Here is a 17,708-nt window from a genome sequence, read left to right as displayed (position 1 = left end):
CATCGCGGGATGTTTTTCTCCACGGACTTTACGCCTAGATTGCACCCATCCCAACATTGATAGGTATCGTTGTCATGTCCAAACTGCACACCAGCATCCAGATCGGCCCATACCGGATTTCCCATCGCGTCGTTCTGGCGCCACTGACCCGTATGCGTGCCGAGCCGGGTGCCATCCCTGGCCCATTGATGGCCGAGTACTATGCCCAGCGTACCAGCGCCGGTGGCCTGCTCATCGGCGAAGCGACTATCGCCGCAGCCAATGGTAATGGCTACCTCGGCGCTCCCGGTTTGTATGACGACAGCCAGATCGCCGGTTGGAAACTCGTGACCGACGCTGTGCATGCCAAGGGCGGCAAAATCTTTCTGCAGCTCTATCATGCGGGGCGCCAGTCCAATAGCCTCTTGCAGCCGAACGGCGCCCAGCCGGTGGCACCTTCCGTCGTCGAACACGGTGGCCTCGCCTTCACCGAGACCGGCTGGACCCCCGGCAGCCCGCCGCGCGAATTGACCATCGCGGAAATCCACGGGCTGGTGGAAAGCTTCCGCGCCGCGGCCGAACGCGGTATCGCCGCCGGATTCGACGGCGTGGAGCTGCACTCGGCCAACGGCTACCTGTTCGACCAATTCCTCCAGGACGGCAGCAACAAACGTACGGATATCTACGGCGGTTCGTTCGAGAACCGCAGCCGGTTCCTGCTGGAAGCGGTAGCGGCGGTGATTTCCGTCTGGGGCAGCAATCGGGTGGCGGTGCGCCTGGGCCCGAGCGGCAATTTCGGCGATATGTCCGACAGCGACCCCGTTGGCCTGTTCACCTATGTCGCACGCGAACTGAACAAGCTGGACCTTGCCTATCTGCACCTGATCGAGCCGCGCATCCTGGGTCTCATCGAAGACGAGCGCCGCGACCAGAATCCGGTGGCGTCCCAACTCATCCGTCAGCATTACAAGGGCACCCTTATCGCGGCAGGCGGTTTCTCCGGTGAATCGGCCAACGCGATCCTCGAGGCCGGCGATGCAGACCTGGTCGCTTTCGGCCGCCACTTCATCGCCAACCCTGACTTGCCAGAGCGCCTGCGCAATGGCTGGCCACTGAACCCGTACGACCGCGAGTCGTTCTTCGGCGGCACCCAAGCGGGTTACACGGACTATCCTTTCCATACTGAAGTTGCGTGATAATTTGCACCACTGGTAACTGGGGTCATCGTGCCCCAGCTACCTCTCCCTCCCCCAATAAATCACTCACCCAAGTAGCGATCTGCCAGCTTAATGCCCGTTTCACCGTAGCTTCTGCCAACGGACTCTAGGTACATGCTGGCTGTTGGATGGAGCTGACGCATGAAGGACCTTTTCTCCTACAGGCTTTTCACAAGGGTGGCGCGACTGGGCAGCTTTTCGGCGGCGGCACGCGAAGTGGGCCTTTCTCAATCCCAGGTTTCCAGGATTGTGGCCGAACTCGAAACCGATCTCGGCACCCTGTTGCTGGCGAGATCGACACGTGCCGTCGTACCGACTGAGGCAGGGGCGGATTTTCTCTCGAGAATGGAGCCGATTCTCGCCGCGGTGGAAGAAGCAGAGCAAAGCGTTCGCGGCGGCGCGGAGCTGCGTGGCGTCGTGCGGATCAGCATGCCTACGAGCATCGGTGTAAGGGAAATCATTCCGCGCATGGCGCCGTTCGCGGCGATACATCCCAACCTGCATATCCAGGTCCTGCTCGCCGACCATTGGCAGGATCTGGTGCGGGAAAATATCGATGTAGCGATAAGGCTGGGACGGCTGGTGGATTCCCGTGCAACGAGCCGTCAAATCATGACGATCTCCCGGTTCATTCTTGCCTCACCGTCCTACCTGCGCGCCGCTGGGGAGCCGACTACACCTGAGGACCTGCAATGCCACCGAATCATCGCAGGTCCAGCCTCGACGGTACCGAGCGGGTGGATGTTCAAACGCGATGGCGAGACCAGGACGATTCAGCTCGAGGCACACTTCTCGACCGACGAAAACGAAGGGGCGGTCGCGGCGGCCACGGCCGGATTGGGTATCACCTCGACAACGGCATGGGCGTGTCGGCGCGAACTGGAAAGCGGTGAACTGGTCGCGCTGCTCACCGATTGGGAGACCGAGTCCGTGCCTGTTCATGCCTACTTCCCCCACGGCTCGCGAACCCGCAGTGCCGGCCGCGCCCTCATCGAGCATCTCGTAGCCAGCCTGGTTGGCGAGGGAAGCGGCGTTTCAAGCTAGCATCAGGTCGGCACAGCACAGCACAGCACAGCACAGCAATGTCTATGCATACCTTACATAAATGATAGCGAAAAAGAGTGGCTACTCCGTTCACGCCGAAGCTGCCAACTTAGCGTCACTGCCTGCACGACACATCGCTCGACTGGTTCGTTCGTGGCGGCATTTCCTTACTTCATCTCCCCAGGAGAAGCGTGATGCGTATGACCGGCAATACCATTTTCATCACTGGCGGCGGCTCCGGCATCGGCCAAGAGCTGGCCGAAGCTTTCCACAAGCTCGGCAATCAAGTGATCATCTCCGGACGGCGCAAGGAGCGACTGCAGCAGACGCTCGACGCCAACCCCGGCATGGCGGCCATCGAGCTCGACATCAACGACACGGCCAGCATCAAGGCTGCAGCGCAGCACCTCATCGCCCATTACCCTGAGCTCAACGTGCTGATCAACAATGCCGGCATCATGCTGCTCGATCATGCAGAAGGTCCGGTGGACGATGAGCTTGCCCTGTCGACCGTCACCACAAACCTGCTGGGGCCGATCCGCATGACCTCGGCGCTGGTCGAGCATCTGAAGGCCAGGCCGGATGCGGTCATCGTCAACGTCTCCTCGGTGCTCGGCTTCGTGCCAATGGCCGTGACGGCGGTGTATTCGGCAACCAAGGCGGCGCTGCACTCCTACACCCTGTCACAGCGCTACCTGCTGCGTGAACACGGCGTCCGGCTGGTCGAGATCGCACCACCGTGGGTACGCACCGAGTTGCTCGACAGCAGCGAGGAAGAGCGTGCCATTCCCCTCGACCAGTTCATTACAGAAGCGATGAAACAGTTCGAGAGCGGTGCCGACGAAATCCTCGTCGCTCCGGCCGAAGCCATGCGCGCCAATCCTGGCCCGAACGAGCATGCCTGGGTCAATGGGTTCAACGACATGATTGCAAAAGGACCGGCTTTCGGTTGATTGCGACCGCATCTTTTACATTGCAAGCAGGATCAGACTATGACTTCACGTACCCCCGCCGAGAACAAGGCCATTGTCCTCGAAGGCTTCGCAACCCTGTTCAATCGCAAGGATCTGGCTGCAGCCGAGCGCTTCTGGTCACCCTCTTATATCCAGCACAGTGCACACGTGCCCGCAGGTCGCGAGGGTCTGTTCGAACTGGTCGCCGCAGGATCGCCCGAAATGCGTTACGAATGCCAGTTGGCAGTAGCTGAAGGCGACTTCGTCATGTTGCACGGTCGCTTCACTGGAATCGGTCAGCCTGCGAATTGGGTCGTGGTCGATATCCTGCGCCTGGAGGACGGCGAGATGGTCGAACACTGGGATGTGATTCAGGACGAGGCAACGCGCTCGGGTTCCGCCGGCGGGTACCCCATGTTTGGAGATCAGTTCCCCGGCTGACACTCGATACCTCCTCGCTCGGCGGTCTTTGATCAACCAGCGCACTGCTGAAATATCACTACCCCTGTTCTTGAAAGCGAAACTGATGGGCAATTGAATGGAAGGAAAAAGGGAGGGCATCCATTGCCCTCCCCTCTACTGTTCCGCCCTCCTGCGACGGTACTGACCAGGACCTCAAGTGGCCAGAATGAAGTCCGTCTGATCAACGGTCGTACTGCTGACACCAACAAGATGAATCGTGTCCGCCCCGATCCCGACCACCGTGTCCGCCCCGTTAGCCGTTATGGTCACGTTGGCAGCGAACGTCGCGCTGGTGATCCCCAGTGCCGCGATATTGAGCAAGTCCTGCCCTGCGGCCGCATTGGCGCCGAAGTTCAGGATCGTATCGTTGCCGAAACCCGCGGCAGCAAACTCGAAAATATCGTTGCCGGCGACGCCGCCACTCATCAGGTCGTTACCGCCACCGCCGATGAGAATGTCGTTACCCGCACCACCCACGAGCATGTTGGAGAACGCATTGCCGGAGCCCACGAAATTGCCGCTGCCGCCGAAAAACAGATTCTCGACATCGGCACCCAGGGTGTAGCTCGCGAGCGAGGTCCACACCGAGTCGTTGCCGGCACCGGCAAGCTCGTTCACCACGTCCCCAGGGTCGGTGACTTCGTAGATATCGCTGCCGACACCGCCGGCCATCGTATCGGCACCTGCGTGACCGATGATGACATCGTTACCTGCGTCACCACTGAGGACGTCGTTACCCGTACCGCCCATTATCGTGTTGTTGAGCTCGTTGCCGCTGCCCGCAAAGTTGCCGCTGCCGCCGAAATACAGATTCTCGACGCTGGCACCCAGGGTGTAGCTGGCGAGCGAGGTCCAGACCGCGTCGCTGCCGCCATCGGCGAGCTCCGTCACCACGTCCCCAAGGTCGGTGACTTCGTAGACATCGTTGTCGACACCGCCGGCCATCGTGTCGGCACCTGCGCCACCGATGATGACGTCGTTACCTCCACTGCCGATGAGGACGTCGTTACCCGCACCGCCCACGATCGTGTTGTTGAGCGCGTTGCCGGTGCCCGCAAAGTTGCCGCTGCCGCCGAAATACAGATTTTCGACGTTGGCACCCAGGGTGTAGCTCGCCAGCGAGGTCCACACCGAGTCGTTGCCGGCATCGGCGAGCTCGTTCACCACGTCCCCAAGGTCGGTGACTTCGTAGATGTCGCTGCCGACACCGCCGGCCATCGTGTCGGCACCTGCGCCACCGATGAGGACATCGTTACCCGCACCACCCACGAGCGTGTTGTCGAGCGCGTTGCCGGTGCCCGCAAAGTGGCCGCTGCCGCCGAAATACAGATTCTCGACGTTGGCCCCCAGGGTGTAGCTCGCGAGCGAGGTCCAGACCGAGTCATTGCCAGCACCGGCGAGCTCGGTCACCACATCCCCAGTGTCGGTGACTTCGTAGATGTCGTCGCCAAGACCGCCAGCCATGGTATCGGCACCTGTACCCCCGATGAGCACATCATTGCCCGCGTCACCATTGAGGATGTCGTTGCCGCCCAAGCCGTTCAGGAGGTCGTTGCCAACACCTCCGCTGGCCACATCGTCGCCTGCGGTGCCGGTCCATATGTCGGCACCGGCGGTACCGACAAACACATCACCGACCACTATCGTTGCCGCAGAGGTGACTCGCTCAAGTGTGCCGAGGTCATCGGTATAACTCGCGACGACCCGCAGTTGTTGACCGGACAGCGTCGTGTCGGGCGTGAAGGTCGTACCCGTAGCACCGGCGATGTCGGTAAAGATCGCACCGCTCCCCGCCTGCCACTGATGGTTAATCACCGAGGTCGTGGTTCCGTTGGCGTCGGTGAACGCATCCGTGGCGGTCAAGGCCGAGCCTGGCGTCGGAGTCGTATCGCTGATCAGCACCGTTCCGACCGGCAGGACATTGACGGTGCCGGTACCGGCCGGCGCGATCGGTGCGGTCGGCGCCGAGAATACCTCCTCCAGCACGCCATTGGCGTCCTGGTAGACCGCCCTGACGCGCAGAGCCAGTCCGGTTGCCACGACAAGTTGCGGAACAGCCGGGACGGCGCCAATAAGGGTCGCCGGTGGTGCGACTCTGAGTTCCGTGCCCACTGTGACAGTCGTACCCTCCGCACGCGCGACCTCACCGGCGGCAAAGAAGGTGATGTCTTCGAAGACTCCCGAGCCCGGGCGTGCTTCGAACTGCCAGAAGTAACTGATGGGGCTGGTGATCGCGCCGCCAGTCGCGGTGTTGTCGGCATCGGTGATATCGGCCGCCGAGACGGTCAGCGTCTGGCCGACGGAGGGCGTGGGATCATCGATCCTCAGCGAACCGACTGGCTCCGAGTTCACACCGCCGAGAACAACCGACTGATCGGCGAACTGCAACCGCTCGATATTGCTGAGGGTGTCAGTCCCGTCCCTGCCAGCGACGCTGTCGGTGACCGTAAAGGTGCCGTTGGCGTTATTGACCACGGTGTAATCCGCCAGATTGCCGGAGAACAACGCCGTGTCGAAGTCGGGACCGGTCGCCGTCAGGATTTCGCGGACGATCTGGAGCTGGCCGGGGTTATAGGTGCCGTTCAACATCAGCGGGACCAGCGGCGTCATGCTGTCGAAGGTGGCGATTTCCGGGCCGGTGCCATCGATGTTCTGCCGCACGCTGATGCGTACGTTGAGCCACTTGTCGCCGTCGATGAGGTCATCGCCGCCACGGCCTTCGATGACATCGCTGCCAGCGCCGCCCAGGACGATGTTGCCCGCGTCGAACTTATCGTCGGCCGTACCGGCGATGCCATCCACCCCGTTGCCGGCAGCGCCGACGAACGCCCGCAGACCGCTGATGAGGTCGAAGTTGGTGAGCACGCTGCCCTTGGCGCCTGCCACAGCGAGCAATGCCGCGGTGGAATCGTCGCCGCTGAGGAAATCGGCGTGTGACGATCCCGACAGCCCTTCCACCAGGTCCAGCCGGGCAAGGATCGACGCGGTGGAACCGGGTACCGCCGGTTGATCGAAGAAGCGCAGCCTGGAGTTGAGGCCGATGGTCACGCCGGCCGGGTCGTCCTTGTAGGTCGCCCAGTCGTAACCGGAGAAGCCGATGAAACGGTCCGCCTCGCTGGGGCTGCCGATCATGATGTCATCACCGCCCTCCCCGTCGAAGTTGTCCGGTCCGCCATCGCCCATGAACACATCGTTGCCATTGATCGGATCGTTGCCGAATGCGTCGAAGTTGTCGCCGGCAACACCATCGGCGGATCCGCCCTGGATCCAGTCGTCACCTTCGCCGCCGCGCGCGAATTCGTTCGCCTTGCTGCCGAGGATGAAGTCGTTGCCCAGGCCGCCGCTGGTATCGGCCGCGTCCTCGCCGGTGACGATGAAGTCCTGACCGGCCTGGCCGAGGATCAGGTTGAGGCCGTTGCCGCCCTGGATGACGTCGTTGCCGTCCTCGCCGTGGATGACGTCGTCGCCGCCGATGTCGGTGATGATGTCGTCACCGGTACCGCCGAAGAGTTGGTCGTTGCCGTAGCCGCCATCGATCCGGTCGTTACCGGCATCGCCATAGACCGTGTCGTCGTCCGAGTCGCCTGCAATGAGGATGTCATTGCCGGGCGTACCGCCCAGCACGACCGTATCGGCGCCGGTGTAGTGCAGGTAGTTGGTATCCGGGCCAGGTGTGGCAGGATTGTCGCGGATCACCAGTGGCGTGAGGAAGTCACTGCGTGGTGAGCCAATCGGGTGGTTCGACGGGCCAAACGGATCGGCATTGGCCGGCAGGTTGTCGGCGGCCTCATTGACTGGCGTCAATGGATTGTCGACCAGTATGCCATCCGGCCCGGCAATCACACTCGGGTTGTACTGGTTCGCCTGGTTGACCTCCAGAGTGTAGGCCGGCGTCAGGAAAACCCTGCCCGGGAGGTGTGTTGCGTCGGTATTGGCCATGACCAGCGCGGAGAACGTGTTGTTCTCAAGCTCGGCGCCAAAGTCCATCGAGGCGGTGCGCTCCAGATAGTAGAAGCGGTCACCGTCCTGGAGTTTCTCCATCTGGTTCTCGAAGACGAAGTTGAAGGTCGAGCCGAGCATGCCGCCAAAGGGCATCTTCTCCTCGGCCAGCCCGCCAACCCAGAAATCGACGTTATCCAGGCCGGTGATGGTCACATCGTCTGCCGTGTGCAAAACACCGTCCGCACCAGCGGTGCTGGTCCAGGCGCCGGTGCTGTTGAGGAAGTCGACACGATCGGCCGGTGCGGTCGCGCCGCCCAACACCAGGTCCGCAGCCGCGGCACGCTTGTCCGCCAGCGTGGTGGCGGCGGTGATGGTCGGGTGCGTGCCGTAGGCGGCGATGAAGTTGATCAGCGATTCCGGATGCTTCATGTGCTGCACGAAATCGGCCCAGCTCGTGTAGGGCTTGAGCTCTGCGTCGCCAGTGGGCAGATAGAACTCCCGCCGCGCCGCGTTCAGGGACGGAATGCCGGTATCGCGACCGCGCGCCAGGTTGATGGCGGGCAGATCGAGCGGCAGACCCAGCAGGTTGTTGCGCAGGGCTTCGGTGACGAACTCGTCGATCTCGTTGCCCACCTGACGGGTCACGCCGCGCACGATGGCACCGGCCGCCTGTTCCGGAGTGGGACCGCTGCCTGCGAACTCCAGTGGGTTGAGGAAGGCCTGAATCAGCCCGATGTCGCTCGAGGCGAAGTTCGGATCAAGCCTGTCGACCTGCTCCAGCAGCATCGAGTGCCCGAAGCGATAGACGGTGTGCGCGAACTCGGCAACGATGCTTGGATCGATCGCCGTGTCGTACACCTGCCCCGGGGCGAAGAACGGATCGACCATCGGCTGGATCGTACGCGCGAACTCCTCGAACACCAGGTGCTGGTACTGCATCTCGGTGCCGAACTTCGCGGTCTGGAACAGGCGCTCGCCGTTCCAGTCGAGGGTCGAGGTGTCGGCGGGAACGGCAGTGACAGGCGTCAGCAGCCATTCGTTCAGGAACGATACATCGCCGCTTGCGGCTGTCGCCAGGACCACGTCCTTGGTGTGATCGACCAAGCGGTTGTGTTCATGGTGGAAGATGGAATGGACGGTGGTCAGGCCGATGTTCTCGTTGACCCGGCCATCGCCGGCAATGTAGTGCGCGTCCAGCAGTTCGTTGTCGTAGAAGCCAGGCGCAGGTGTACCGCCAACGATATTGTCCGCATCGGGCAGCAGTGCTGCGCCGGTCTGGTCGTCCACCGGAACGGCGGTGTGCGCGATGTCGTTGAGGAAGGCATGGCCGGTGCGCGCGGCATTGACCAGGCTGATGGGCGCCGCCGGATTGCCTTCAACGAGCACATCGTCGGCCGTACCGGCGATGCCGTCCGGGCCCAACATCACTACCTGTGGAAAACCGTTCGGACCCTTGATGAAATTGCCGTAGGCGTCGGTCGCCAGCAATGGCACGTTGTTGAAATCGGCATCCGTGAGATTGATGCCGAGCAGATCATGGGCTTGCGCCTTGACCACCTTCCAGGTGGCCATGCCACCGATCCCGACGTCATCGGCCGTACCGAACACGCCATCGGCGCCCAGATCACGATTTTCGATCAACTTGCCGGTGGCCACCGGATCACCAGCTGCGTTGAGCTCGTAGGCACGCAGGAACACCTGGTGCGAGGGATGCGAGCTGTAGGTCTGGTTCTGGTCGACAAACGGCGAGGTGGTGTTGGTGTTCTCGTGGATGTCGTCGGCCGTGCCCAGAACGCCATCGGGGCCGGGCAGATTGGTGGCGCGCGTCAGCACCATGAAGTTGGTCGGGCTACCTGGCACGAACAGCGGGTCATCCGGCTGCAGCGGAATGAACACGGTGCCCGAGCCGCCCTTGGTGACGAGGTCCAGGCCATGGTCGAAAAACTGGCCGAAGAAGGTCATCCATTGGTTGAAGGGCGCGGTCAGGCCCGCGTCGGGGCTCACGTTCGGGTCGAAGAAGGTCTGGAACGTCGTGCCGTCCGTACGGGTTCCGGTAACCACCTGAGCACCGGCCTTGAGGACATCGTCAGGCGTGCCGAGGATGCCATCCACACCGGGATCAAAGGTGGCCGCGACCGCCGCCGGGTTGTGCGCGGTCTGGTCGACGATCAGGTTGCTGATGGTGCGCGGCTGCGAGTCGATCACCAGACCGCTGGTCTGGGTGTAACTCGTGCCGGCATCGGCCGGGCGGAAGTTCGGCGTGGTCAGGCGCGGGAATGCATTATCGGCGGCACCGAACTCGGGATGGAGCAGGTTGTTGTCCGTCCCTTCGACCGTGCGTAAACCGAACGGCATCCGTACGTTGTCGAGCAGCGAGCTGAGGTTCTCACCGGCCGCGTTGTGTTCCGCTATCTTGATCTGGTCAAGGATGAACGCCAGGTCCGATTGCGTGTAACGCACACCGTTGCTGGGGGCAGTGGTCTGCGGATCGATCAGCGAAGGCGCCACTACCGGGGCCGGCGCCGCAGCCACTACTGCGGTAGTGGGTGCCGAGAATACCTGCTCGGTCACACCATGATCGTCCGCATAGAAGGCTTTGACGCGGATTGCCAGGCCGGCAAGATCCGGCGTCACCGTGAAAGTGGGCTGGTCCGCTCTGGTAAATCCGATACCGATGCGGCCTGGACCGAGGATGATGTCCTCGAAGACGCCCGAGCCCGGCGCCGCTTCAAACTGCCAGATGTAACTGATGGCATTGTTGATCGCCCCGCCCGCGTTGTCGCCATCGGTGATGCCTGCCGCCGACACGGTCAGCGTCTGGCCTACGGTCGGCGCGGTGTTGCTCACCGTCAGCGCCCCCACAGGCTCGGCGTTGACCCCCTGCACGAGGACCACTGCCTGATCGGAGAACTGCAGCCGCTCGATGTTGGTGAGACGGTCGGTTTCTTCCTTGCCGACATTGTCGGTCACGGTGACGACGTCGGTGCCGACGATATTGAGGGGAGCGGCGGGATCAACGACGATGCCGTTGACGGCGATCGTGTAGTTCGCCAGAGGGCCCAGGAAGTTAACCGTGTCGAACGCAGCCCCGCCTGTGGATGTACCGGGCAGGATCTCACGCACGGCGACGAGCTGGCCAGGATTGAAGGTGCCGTTCAGCATAAGCGGGATCATCTGCGTCATGCTGTCGAAGCTGGCGATTTCCGGCCCGGTGCCATCGATGTTCTGCCGCACGCTGATGCGCACGTTGAGCCAACTGTCGCCGTCGATGAGGTCACTGCCGCCACGGCCTTCGATGATGTCGCTGCCATCGCCGCCGAGGATGATGTTGCCCGCGCCGAACTGATCATCAGCCGTCCCGCCGATACCGTCGGCACCGAAACCGGCGCTGCCGACGAAGGCCCGCAGGCCACTGACGAGATCGAAGTTGGTGAGGATGCTGCCCCTGGCCGTGATGTTGGCGATGATGGCTGCGTTCTGTTCGTCGCCGCGCAGGAAGTCGGAGAAGGCCGACCCCGACAGGCCCTCCACTTCCGCGAACCGGTCATAGACCGCATCGGGCGATTGCGCGAATGCACCCACGATATTGCCCGCGGCATCGGGCACCGGGTGATAGGGACTGAAGAAGGGAACGACCATGTCGACGGTCACGCCGTACAGGTCATTCTTGTAGGTGGTCCAGTCGTACCCGGACATGCCGTCCATCTTGTCTTGCGCGTCGCTGGCGACAAAGACGTCATCGCCGCCCTCGCCGATCATTTCATCGAATCCACCCTTTCCGATGAAGATGTCGTTACCGGGCACATCGTCGGTCAATGTCGGGCTCATGTTATCGCCGGGTGCACCGTCCTGGGTGCCGCCCTCGATCCAGTCATCGCCTTCGTTGCCGGTGGGCGCCAGGTTGACCTTGGCGCCGAGGATGAAATCGTCGCCCGCGCCGCCGAAGGTCATCGTGATGTCTTCGGTGGTGATGATGAAGTCTTTACCCGCACCGCCGAGGACCAGATTGTTGCCGGCGAGGATCGAGTTGCCGGCCTGGATGACGTCGTTGCCGTCGTCGCCGTGGATGACGTCGGCGCCGCCGATGTCAGTGATGATGTCGTCACCGGCGCCGCCAAAGAGGTTGTCGTTGCCGTAGCCGCCGTCGAGCCGGTCGTTGCCGGCGTCGCCATAGACGGTGTCGTCGTCCGAGTCGCCGGCAATGAGGATATCGTTGCCGGCCGTGCCGCCGAGCACGACCGTATCACCACCGGTGTAGTGCAGGTAGTTGGTATCCGGGCCCACTGTGTCGGGATTGTCGCGGATCACCAGTGGCGTGAAATGGTCAATCCGAGGTGAGCCTATCGGGTGGTCCGACGGGCCGAAGGGATCGGCGTTGGCAGGCAGATCGTCGGCCGTGCCGACGATGCCGTCCGGCCCGGCCACCACGCTCTGGTTGAACTGGTGCAACGGGTCGGTCTCGAGGATGAAGGCCGGCGTCTGGAATATGTTGGCCGGCAGGTGTGTTGCGTCGCTGTTGAGCATCACCAGGTTGGCGAACGAATTGTTCTCAAGCTCAGTGCCGAAGTTGAGTCCCGCGGTGCGGGCCAGATAGTAGAAGCGGTCACCGTTCTGCAGGTTTTCCAACTGGGTTTCGAAGACGAAGTTGAAGGACGAACCCAGCAGGCCGCCAAAGGGCATCTTCTCCTCAGCCAGGCCGCCGATCCAGTAGTCGACGTTGTCCAGGCCGGTGGTGGTCACGTCGTCTGCAGTGTGCAGAATGCCGTCCGCACCGGCGGTGCTGGCCCAGGCGCCGGTACTGTGCAGGAAGTCCAGGCGATCAGCCGGTGCCGTGGCGCTACCGAGCACGAGATCCGCAGCCGCGGCGCGCTTGGCCGCCAGCGTCGTAGCGCCAGTGATGGTTGAATGCGTACCGTAGGCGGCGATGAAATTGATCAGCGATTCCGGGTGTTTCATGTGCTGCACGAAATCGGCCCAGCTGGTGTAGGGGGTCAACTGGCTGTCGCCGGTCATGTGGTAGAACTCGCGCCGCGCCGCGTTCAGCGACGGGATGCCGGTGTCGCGGCCGCGCGCCAGGTTGAGGGCGGCCAGGTCCAGGGGCAGACCGACCAGGTTGTTGCGCACCGCGTCGGTCACGAACTCGTCGATCTCGTTGCCGACCTGGCGGGTCAGGCCGCGTACGATGGCGCCTGTCGCCTGCTCAGCGGTCGGGCCGCTCGCAGCAAATGCCAGCGGGTTGAGGAAGGCCGCGATCAGGCCGGTCTGTTGATTGCCCGGGTCAGTCGGATTTCCGTCGCCGACGACGTTGAAGTTGGCATCGAAACGATCGACCGTCTCCACCAGCATCGAGTGACCGAAGCGAAAGACCGTGTGCGCGAACTCGGCGACGATCGACGGGTCGATCGTGGTGTCGTTACCCATGGGTGCCAGGAAGACGTCCACTTGCGGCTGGATGGTGCGCGCGAACTCCTCGAACACCAGGTGCTGGTATTGCATCTCGGTGCCGAACTTGGCGGCCTGGAACAACCGCTCGCCGTTCCAGTGCAGGGCCGCGATGTCGGCCGGCGTCACTGGCAACGCTGTCAGTTGGGCATCGGGCATCAGCCACTTGTTCAGGAAATCGAGGTCGGCGGAAGCCAGCACTGTCTGCTTGGTCTGATCAACCAGCCGGTTGTGTTCGTGGTGGAAAACGGAGTGAACGGTGGTCAGGCCGATGTTCTCGTTGACGCGGCCATCGCCGGCGATGTAGTGCGCATCCAGCAACTCGTTGTCATAGGTGCCGGGCGCTTGCGGGCCGCCAATGACGTTGTCCGCGTCGGGCGTCAGGCCGCCAGTCGGATCGGCGCTGTGCGCAATGTCGATGAGGAACTGGTGGCCGGTGCGCACGGCGTTCGTCAGGTCGATGGGAGCGGCGCGGTTACCCTCGACGAGTATGTCGTCGGCGGTGCCGGCAATGCCATCCGCGCCCAACATCACCACTTGCGGAAGACCGTTGGGCCCCTTGATGAAGTTGCCATAGGCGTCGGTCGCCAGCAGCGGCAGATTGAACACATCGGCATCGGTCAGGTTGATGCCGAGCAGATCATGGGCCTGGGCCTTGACCACCTTCCAGGTGGCCATGCCACCGGTTTCGACATCGTCGGCCGTGCCGAACACACCATCGGCACCCAGGTCACGATTGGTGATCAGCTTGCCGGTGGCGACCGGATCGCCGGCGGCGTTGATCTCATAGGCGCGCAGGAATACCTGGTGCGAGGGATGCGAGCTGTAGGTCTGGTTCTGGTCGACAAACGGCGAGGTGGTGTTTTGCTGTTCGTGGATGTCGTCGGCCGTGCCGAGGATGCCATCGGGACCGGGCAGATTGGTGGCCCGGGTCAACACCATGAAGTTGGTCGGGCTACCAGGCACGAACAGTGGATCGTCGGGCTGCAGCGGAATGAACACTGTGCCGCTGCCACCCTTGGTGACCAGGTCCAGGCCATGGTCGAAGAACTGGCCGAAGAAGGTCATCCAGGCGTTGAAGGGCACGGTCAGGCCCGCGTCCGGCGTGATATTGGGGATCTTGAAGACGGAAACGTCGTCGGCGGTGCCGAACAGCCCGTCCAGACCGGGGCTGGTGACAGTCTGTGAATCCGGATTGAACGCTGCGGCCGCGACCGCCGCCGGGTTGTTGGCGGTCTGGTCGACGATCAGGTTGCTGATGATGCGCGGCTGCGAGTCAAAGACGAAACCGCTGGTCTGCTGGTAGGAAGTCGGCGTGGTTCCGCCAGGATCGGTGGGGCCGAAGAAGCCGGCCGGCTGTACCTGCGCGGTATTGAACACCGGCGGCGTCATGCGCGGGAAGATGTTGTCGGCGGCACCGAACTGGGGATTGGCCAGATTGTTGTAGATGCCGGAGACGGTGCGCAGGCCGAAAGGTACTTCTACGTTCGGCAGCATGTCAGCCAGACTCACGCCTGCCGCATGCCGTTCGGCGATGAAAATTTGTTCGAGAATGAACTCGAGATCGGACTTGATGAAGCTGGCCATGGTTGATTCCTCGATGCTCGACTAATCAGGAAACCACACGCATGAAACACGGCTGCAAGCGCATGGTTTAGTGTTGGACCCCATAAATGAAAATCGAAAATTGAACGACGGGACCTGGTCGTACGGGCGCACCGAGCCCTTGCTGAATGGCGTGCAATCAGCAGTGCTCAACTAAGGGTCAATTCCCCGTGGTAACCGTACCTACAGGCTGGTATTGCGCCTCAAGGAGGCGACGGCCCGTGAACGCAGGTTGAATAGAAGGTGCAACTTGCTAAACGCCCCGTCACGTATCGGGGCTCTATGCATTTGTCCATGGAGCTCTCTCAGGCATAGTGGGCTTGTCACAGATGCCACACATCCAGCGACCGGAGTCATTGGCCGGAAAATGCTGGCGAAGATCGCCATAGTCCGGGACTTCCTGAGGGGTGATGGCACGGTTCTGCGTCCATGCGGCTTCGTCAACAAGCCTTTTATCCAGGAGAAAACTGGCATCGACCACGAATTGACTAGTATGTATTGGAGACTGCTCCCACACGCCTGGTGGTGAACCGGGTTTGACTTGAGTACCAAGCGTGCTGACGTTTCCATCCTGGTCTGTATGGCCATAAGGTGACAGTACAAGGCGCGAATGGACGACCACGCTATTGGTAATGACCCCCGGCTGTTGTTGCCGGAAATAGCGATTATCCAGAGTGGTCGAGAATCTTTTTAAACTATTCATCGCGCCTCCCGCCTTCATCCTCTACCGCCAGCTTTACACTCCATTGAAAATGAGTATTGAGGTGCTACCCGGATGTGTACAGAGACGAAAGGCCAATCAAATTCTGAGACCTTGGTCAGTGAATCGGATCAGACCTTGGTCGAATCAGACGTCGGCCAAACGTCCAGTGGTGGAGTGCCCGGGAGACAGGGCCCCCTTGCGAAACTGCGCCATTTAAGCCGCTCAACCCAGTTCGTGATCTGCGCCACAGTAATTCTGGGTTTGACCATGACGTTCGTTGGAAACCTCGTAAGCCAGAGTATCGAAGATGCAACGGTTCAAACTGCGGCAGAGACCGGGGCGCGGTATATGGAGAACTTTCTCGAACCTTTCGTCCAGGGTCTGACCACTGCCAGGGAACTCCCCGATGGAACTATCCAGACCATTGATAACCTGCTGTCCAGCACCTCGTTCAGTACACATGTTGTCTCGGTGAAGATCTGGCTCCCGGACGGCACGATTGTCTACAGCACCGACAAATCCACGTTCAATAAAAATTTTCCGACAGAGGAGATCTCACAGGCGCTGGCGGGCAAGATCTATACAGAACTGAACGATGATCTTGATGATGATACCGAGGACGCTTTTGAGCGAAGCCTGAATATTCCGTTCTATGAAATTTTTGCTCCACTGCGCGAAGCGGGTACTGGAAAGATTATTGCGGTTGGTGAGTTCTACGAAACCGCGCAAGCGTTACAGCGCGAAATCAATAACGTTCGCAAAAAAGTATGGGCGGTTGTTGGTACAGCAACGATGGCGATGATTTTGCTTTTGTTTTTTATCGTTCGGCGTGGCGACAAGATAATAAAGCTGCAGGAAACAGCACTTGAATGGCGAATGGAAGAGCAAGCCAGGTTGCACTCCAATAATGCCGCCCTTCAGCACAAGGTCACTACAGCCAATCGCGAATTCTCCAGAATCAATGAACTCACCCTTCGCCGGATCGGGGCCGATCTTCATGACGGTCCTGCCCAGCTGTTGTCACTTATTCTCCTTCGCCTTGAAGAGCTCGAAGATTCGGCAGGCACCTCGGATGGGGAAGCCCTCGAAATGATCAGACGTGCCGGCGAGGATGCTTTAAACGAAGTGCGGGAAATATCACTTGGCCTGGCGGTTCCCGAAGTCAATGACCTGACCCTGCACGATGCGCTGGTATTGCTTGTTCAGCGGCACGAAGAGCGAACCGAGACACGAGTCGATCTGCAGCTTGATACGCTTCCGGACGATGTACCGATAGCGCATAAAATCTGTATTTACCGGTTCGCCCAGGAAGCATTGAACAATGCCTATATCCACGCCGGAGGAAAAGGCCAAAAGCTCAGCGCCTCGCACTCTGAAGGCCTGCTGCAAGTGCAAGTCGAGGATGCGGGAGTGGGTATTCCAACCGAGAAACCGAGTGTGCCGGGGCGAGGCAGAACTCATCTGGGCCTTGTCGGCATGCGCTATCGCGTCGAATCCCTCGGCGGAATATTCACCATTGAATCGGCGCCCCATGCCGGAACCAAAGTCAGGGCGCAGTTCAGAATCTGATCACCCGTGCCAACATGATCGTTGCATTCAAGTCACCGCAAGCGCTTATGACTCGTTATCCGGCTAACCATTGTCATTCAAGTCGCGGCGTTGAAGAGCCCCACACAAGCCAGGTATATGGTCACTCTCCCAATGCCGTCTCACTGCTGCGACTGCCTGCGTCCGGTTGCGAACGCGCAGCTTGTACATGACATTCGTCATGTAGTGCTTGATGGTCTTCTCGCAGAGCTCGAGCTTGATGGCAACCTCGCGGTTGGTCAGGCCCTTCGATACTTCCCGGATAACCTGTTCTTCGCGATGGGTCAGCTCGACCTTTTGCTTGTCATCCGCGTGCTTTCTGAAATTGCTCAACAGCTTGCTGGCAAGCCTGGGTGTAATGAAGGTTTCACCAGCGGCAACGTTTCTGATGATCTGTACAAGCTCACGACCGCTTATGCCTTTCAACGCATATCCCTGCGCGCCCGCTTCGAGGGCGGAATAGGCGTCCTCGATGGACTCGGATACCGTCAGCATCAAAACCTTGACTGCCGGCGAAGAAGCCGAGATCGCTCGCACGGCAGCAAAGCTGTCGCCCGGCATATTTACATCCATCAGCAACACATTCGGAGCAAAACGGGCGGCAATTTCCAGGGCATCGTCGGCAGACCCACCCTGCTCGACTACCTGAAAATCAGCTATTTTCTTCAGCGCCATCGTGACCCCATCCCTTAACAGCGGGTGATCATCAACGATGCCAATCCTGATCATGGAACTCATAAGAAGCTCCTCATTTGAAGCGACGGAGCTGCTTGG

At 61.0% G+C, this 17,708-nt stretch carries 8 protein-coding genes; 5 read left to right on the top strand and 3 right to left on the bottom strand.

Annotated features, from left to right (window positions below; translation table 11 throughout):
• Positions 1 to 74: 74 nt before the first annotated feature.
• The 4 genes from ACEN8Q_RS06315 (at position 75) to ACEN8Q_RS06300 (ending at position 3,634) form a co-directional block, all read left to right on the top strand.
• Entirely contained in the window at positions 75 to 1,175 is a 1,101-nt protein-coding gene (locus ACEN8Q_RS06315) for an alkene reductase (protein ID WP_413425913.1), read from the top strand.
• 162 nt (positions 1,176 to 1,337) lie between these two features.
• Positions 1,338 to 2,240 (top strand): LysR family transcriptional regulator, encoded by a 903-nt coding sequence (locus ACEN8Q_RS06310; RefSeq protein ID WP_413425911.1) that lies wholly within the window; start codon positions 1,338 to 1,340, stop codon positions 2,238 to 2,240.
• Between the two features lie 194 nt (positions 2,241 to 2,434).
• Positions 2,435 to 3,193 (top strand): SDR family oxidoreductase, encoded by a 759-nt coding sequence (locus tag ACEN8Q_RS06305; protein WP_413704750.1) that lies wholly within the window; start codon positions 2,435 to 2,437, stop codon positions 3,191 to 3,193.
• A 39-nt stretch (positions 3,194 to 3,232) separates the two neighbouring features.
• On the top strand, positions 3,233 to 3,634 hold the full coding sequence (locus tag ACEN8Q_RS06300; RefSeq protein ID WP_413704749.1) for an ester cyclase: 402 nt from the start codon (positions 3,233 to 3,235) through the stop codon (positions 3,632 to 3,634).
• Between the two features lie 174 nt (positions 3,635 to 3,808).
• Here ACEN8Q_RS06300 and ACEN8Q_RS06295 read toward each other — a convergent pair whose 3' ends face one another.
• Both ACEN8Q_RS06295 and ACEN8Q_RS06290 read right to left on the bottom strand, forming a co-directional pair.
• Positions 3,809 to 14,626 carry a peroxidase family protein gene (locus ACEN8Q_RS06295; protein WP_413704748.1) on the bottom strand — a complete coding sequence of 3,606 codons (10,818 nt, stop codon included), beginning with the start codon at positions 14,624 to 14,626 and terminating at the stop codon, positions 3,809 to 3,811.
• Between the two features lie 298 nt (positions 14,627 to 14,924).
• Positions 14,925 to 15,347: a hypothetical protein gene (locus tag ACEN8Q_RS06290; RefSeq protein ID WP_413425902.1), complete on the bottom strand. Its 423-nt coding sequence runs from the start codon at positions 15,345 to 15,347 to the stop codon at positions 14,925 to 14,927.
• Positions 15,348 to 15,419: 72 nt separating this feature from the next.
• Here ACEN8Q_RS06290 and ACEN8Q_RS06285 point away from each other — a divergent pair, with 72 nt between their 5' ends.
• Positions 15,420 to 16,916 (top strand): sensor histidine kinase, encoded by a 1,497-nt coding sequence (locus tag ACEN8Q_RS06285; RefSeq protein WP_413425900.1) that lies wholly within the window; start codon positions 15,420 to 15,422, stop codon positions 16,914 to 16,916.
• A 63-nt stretch (positions 16,917 to 16,979) separates the two neighbouring features.
• Here ACEN8Q_RS06285 and ACEN8Q_RS06280 read toward each other — a convergent pair whose 3' ends face one another.
• Entirely contained in the window at positions 16,980 to 17,672 is a 693-nt protein-coding gene (locus ACEN8Q_RS06280) for a response regulator (RefSeq protein WP_413425898.1), read from the bottom strand.
• Positions 17,673 to 17,708 lie beyond the last annotated feature (36 nt).

It is taken from the genome of Pseudomonas sp. Pseusp16 (assembly GCF_047324915.1).
Classification (GTDB): domain Bacteria; phylum Pseudomonadota; class Gammaproteobacteria; order Pseudomonadales; family Pseudomonadaceae; genus Aquipseudomonas; species Aquipseudomonas fluorescens_CD.
The sequence above is the reverse complement of the archived record's forward strand: the minus strand, read 5'-3'. Positions and strand labels throughout refer to the sequence as shown.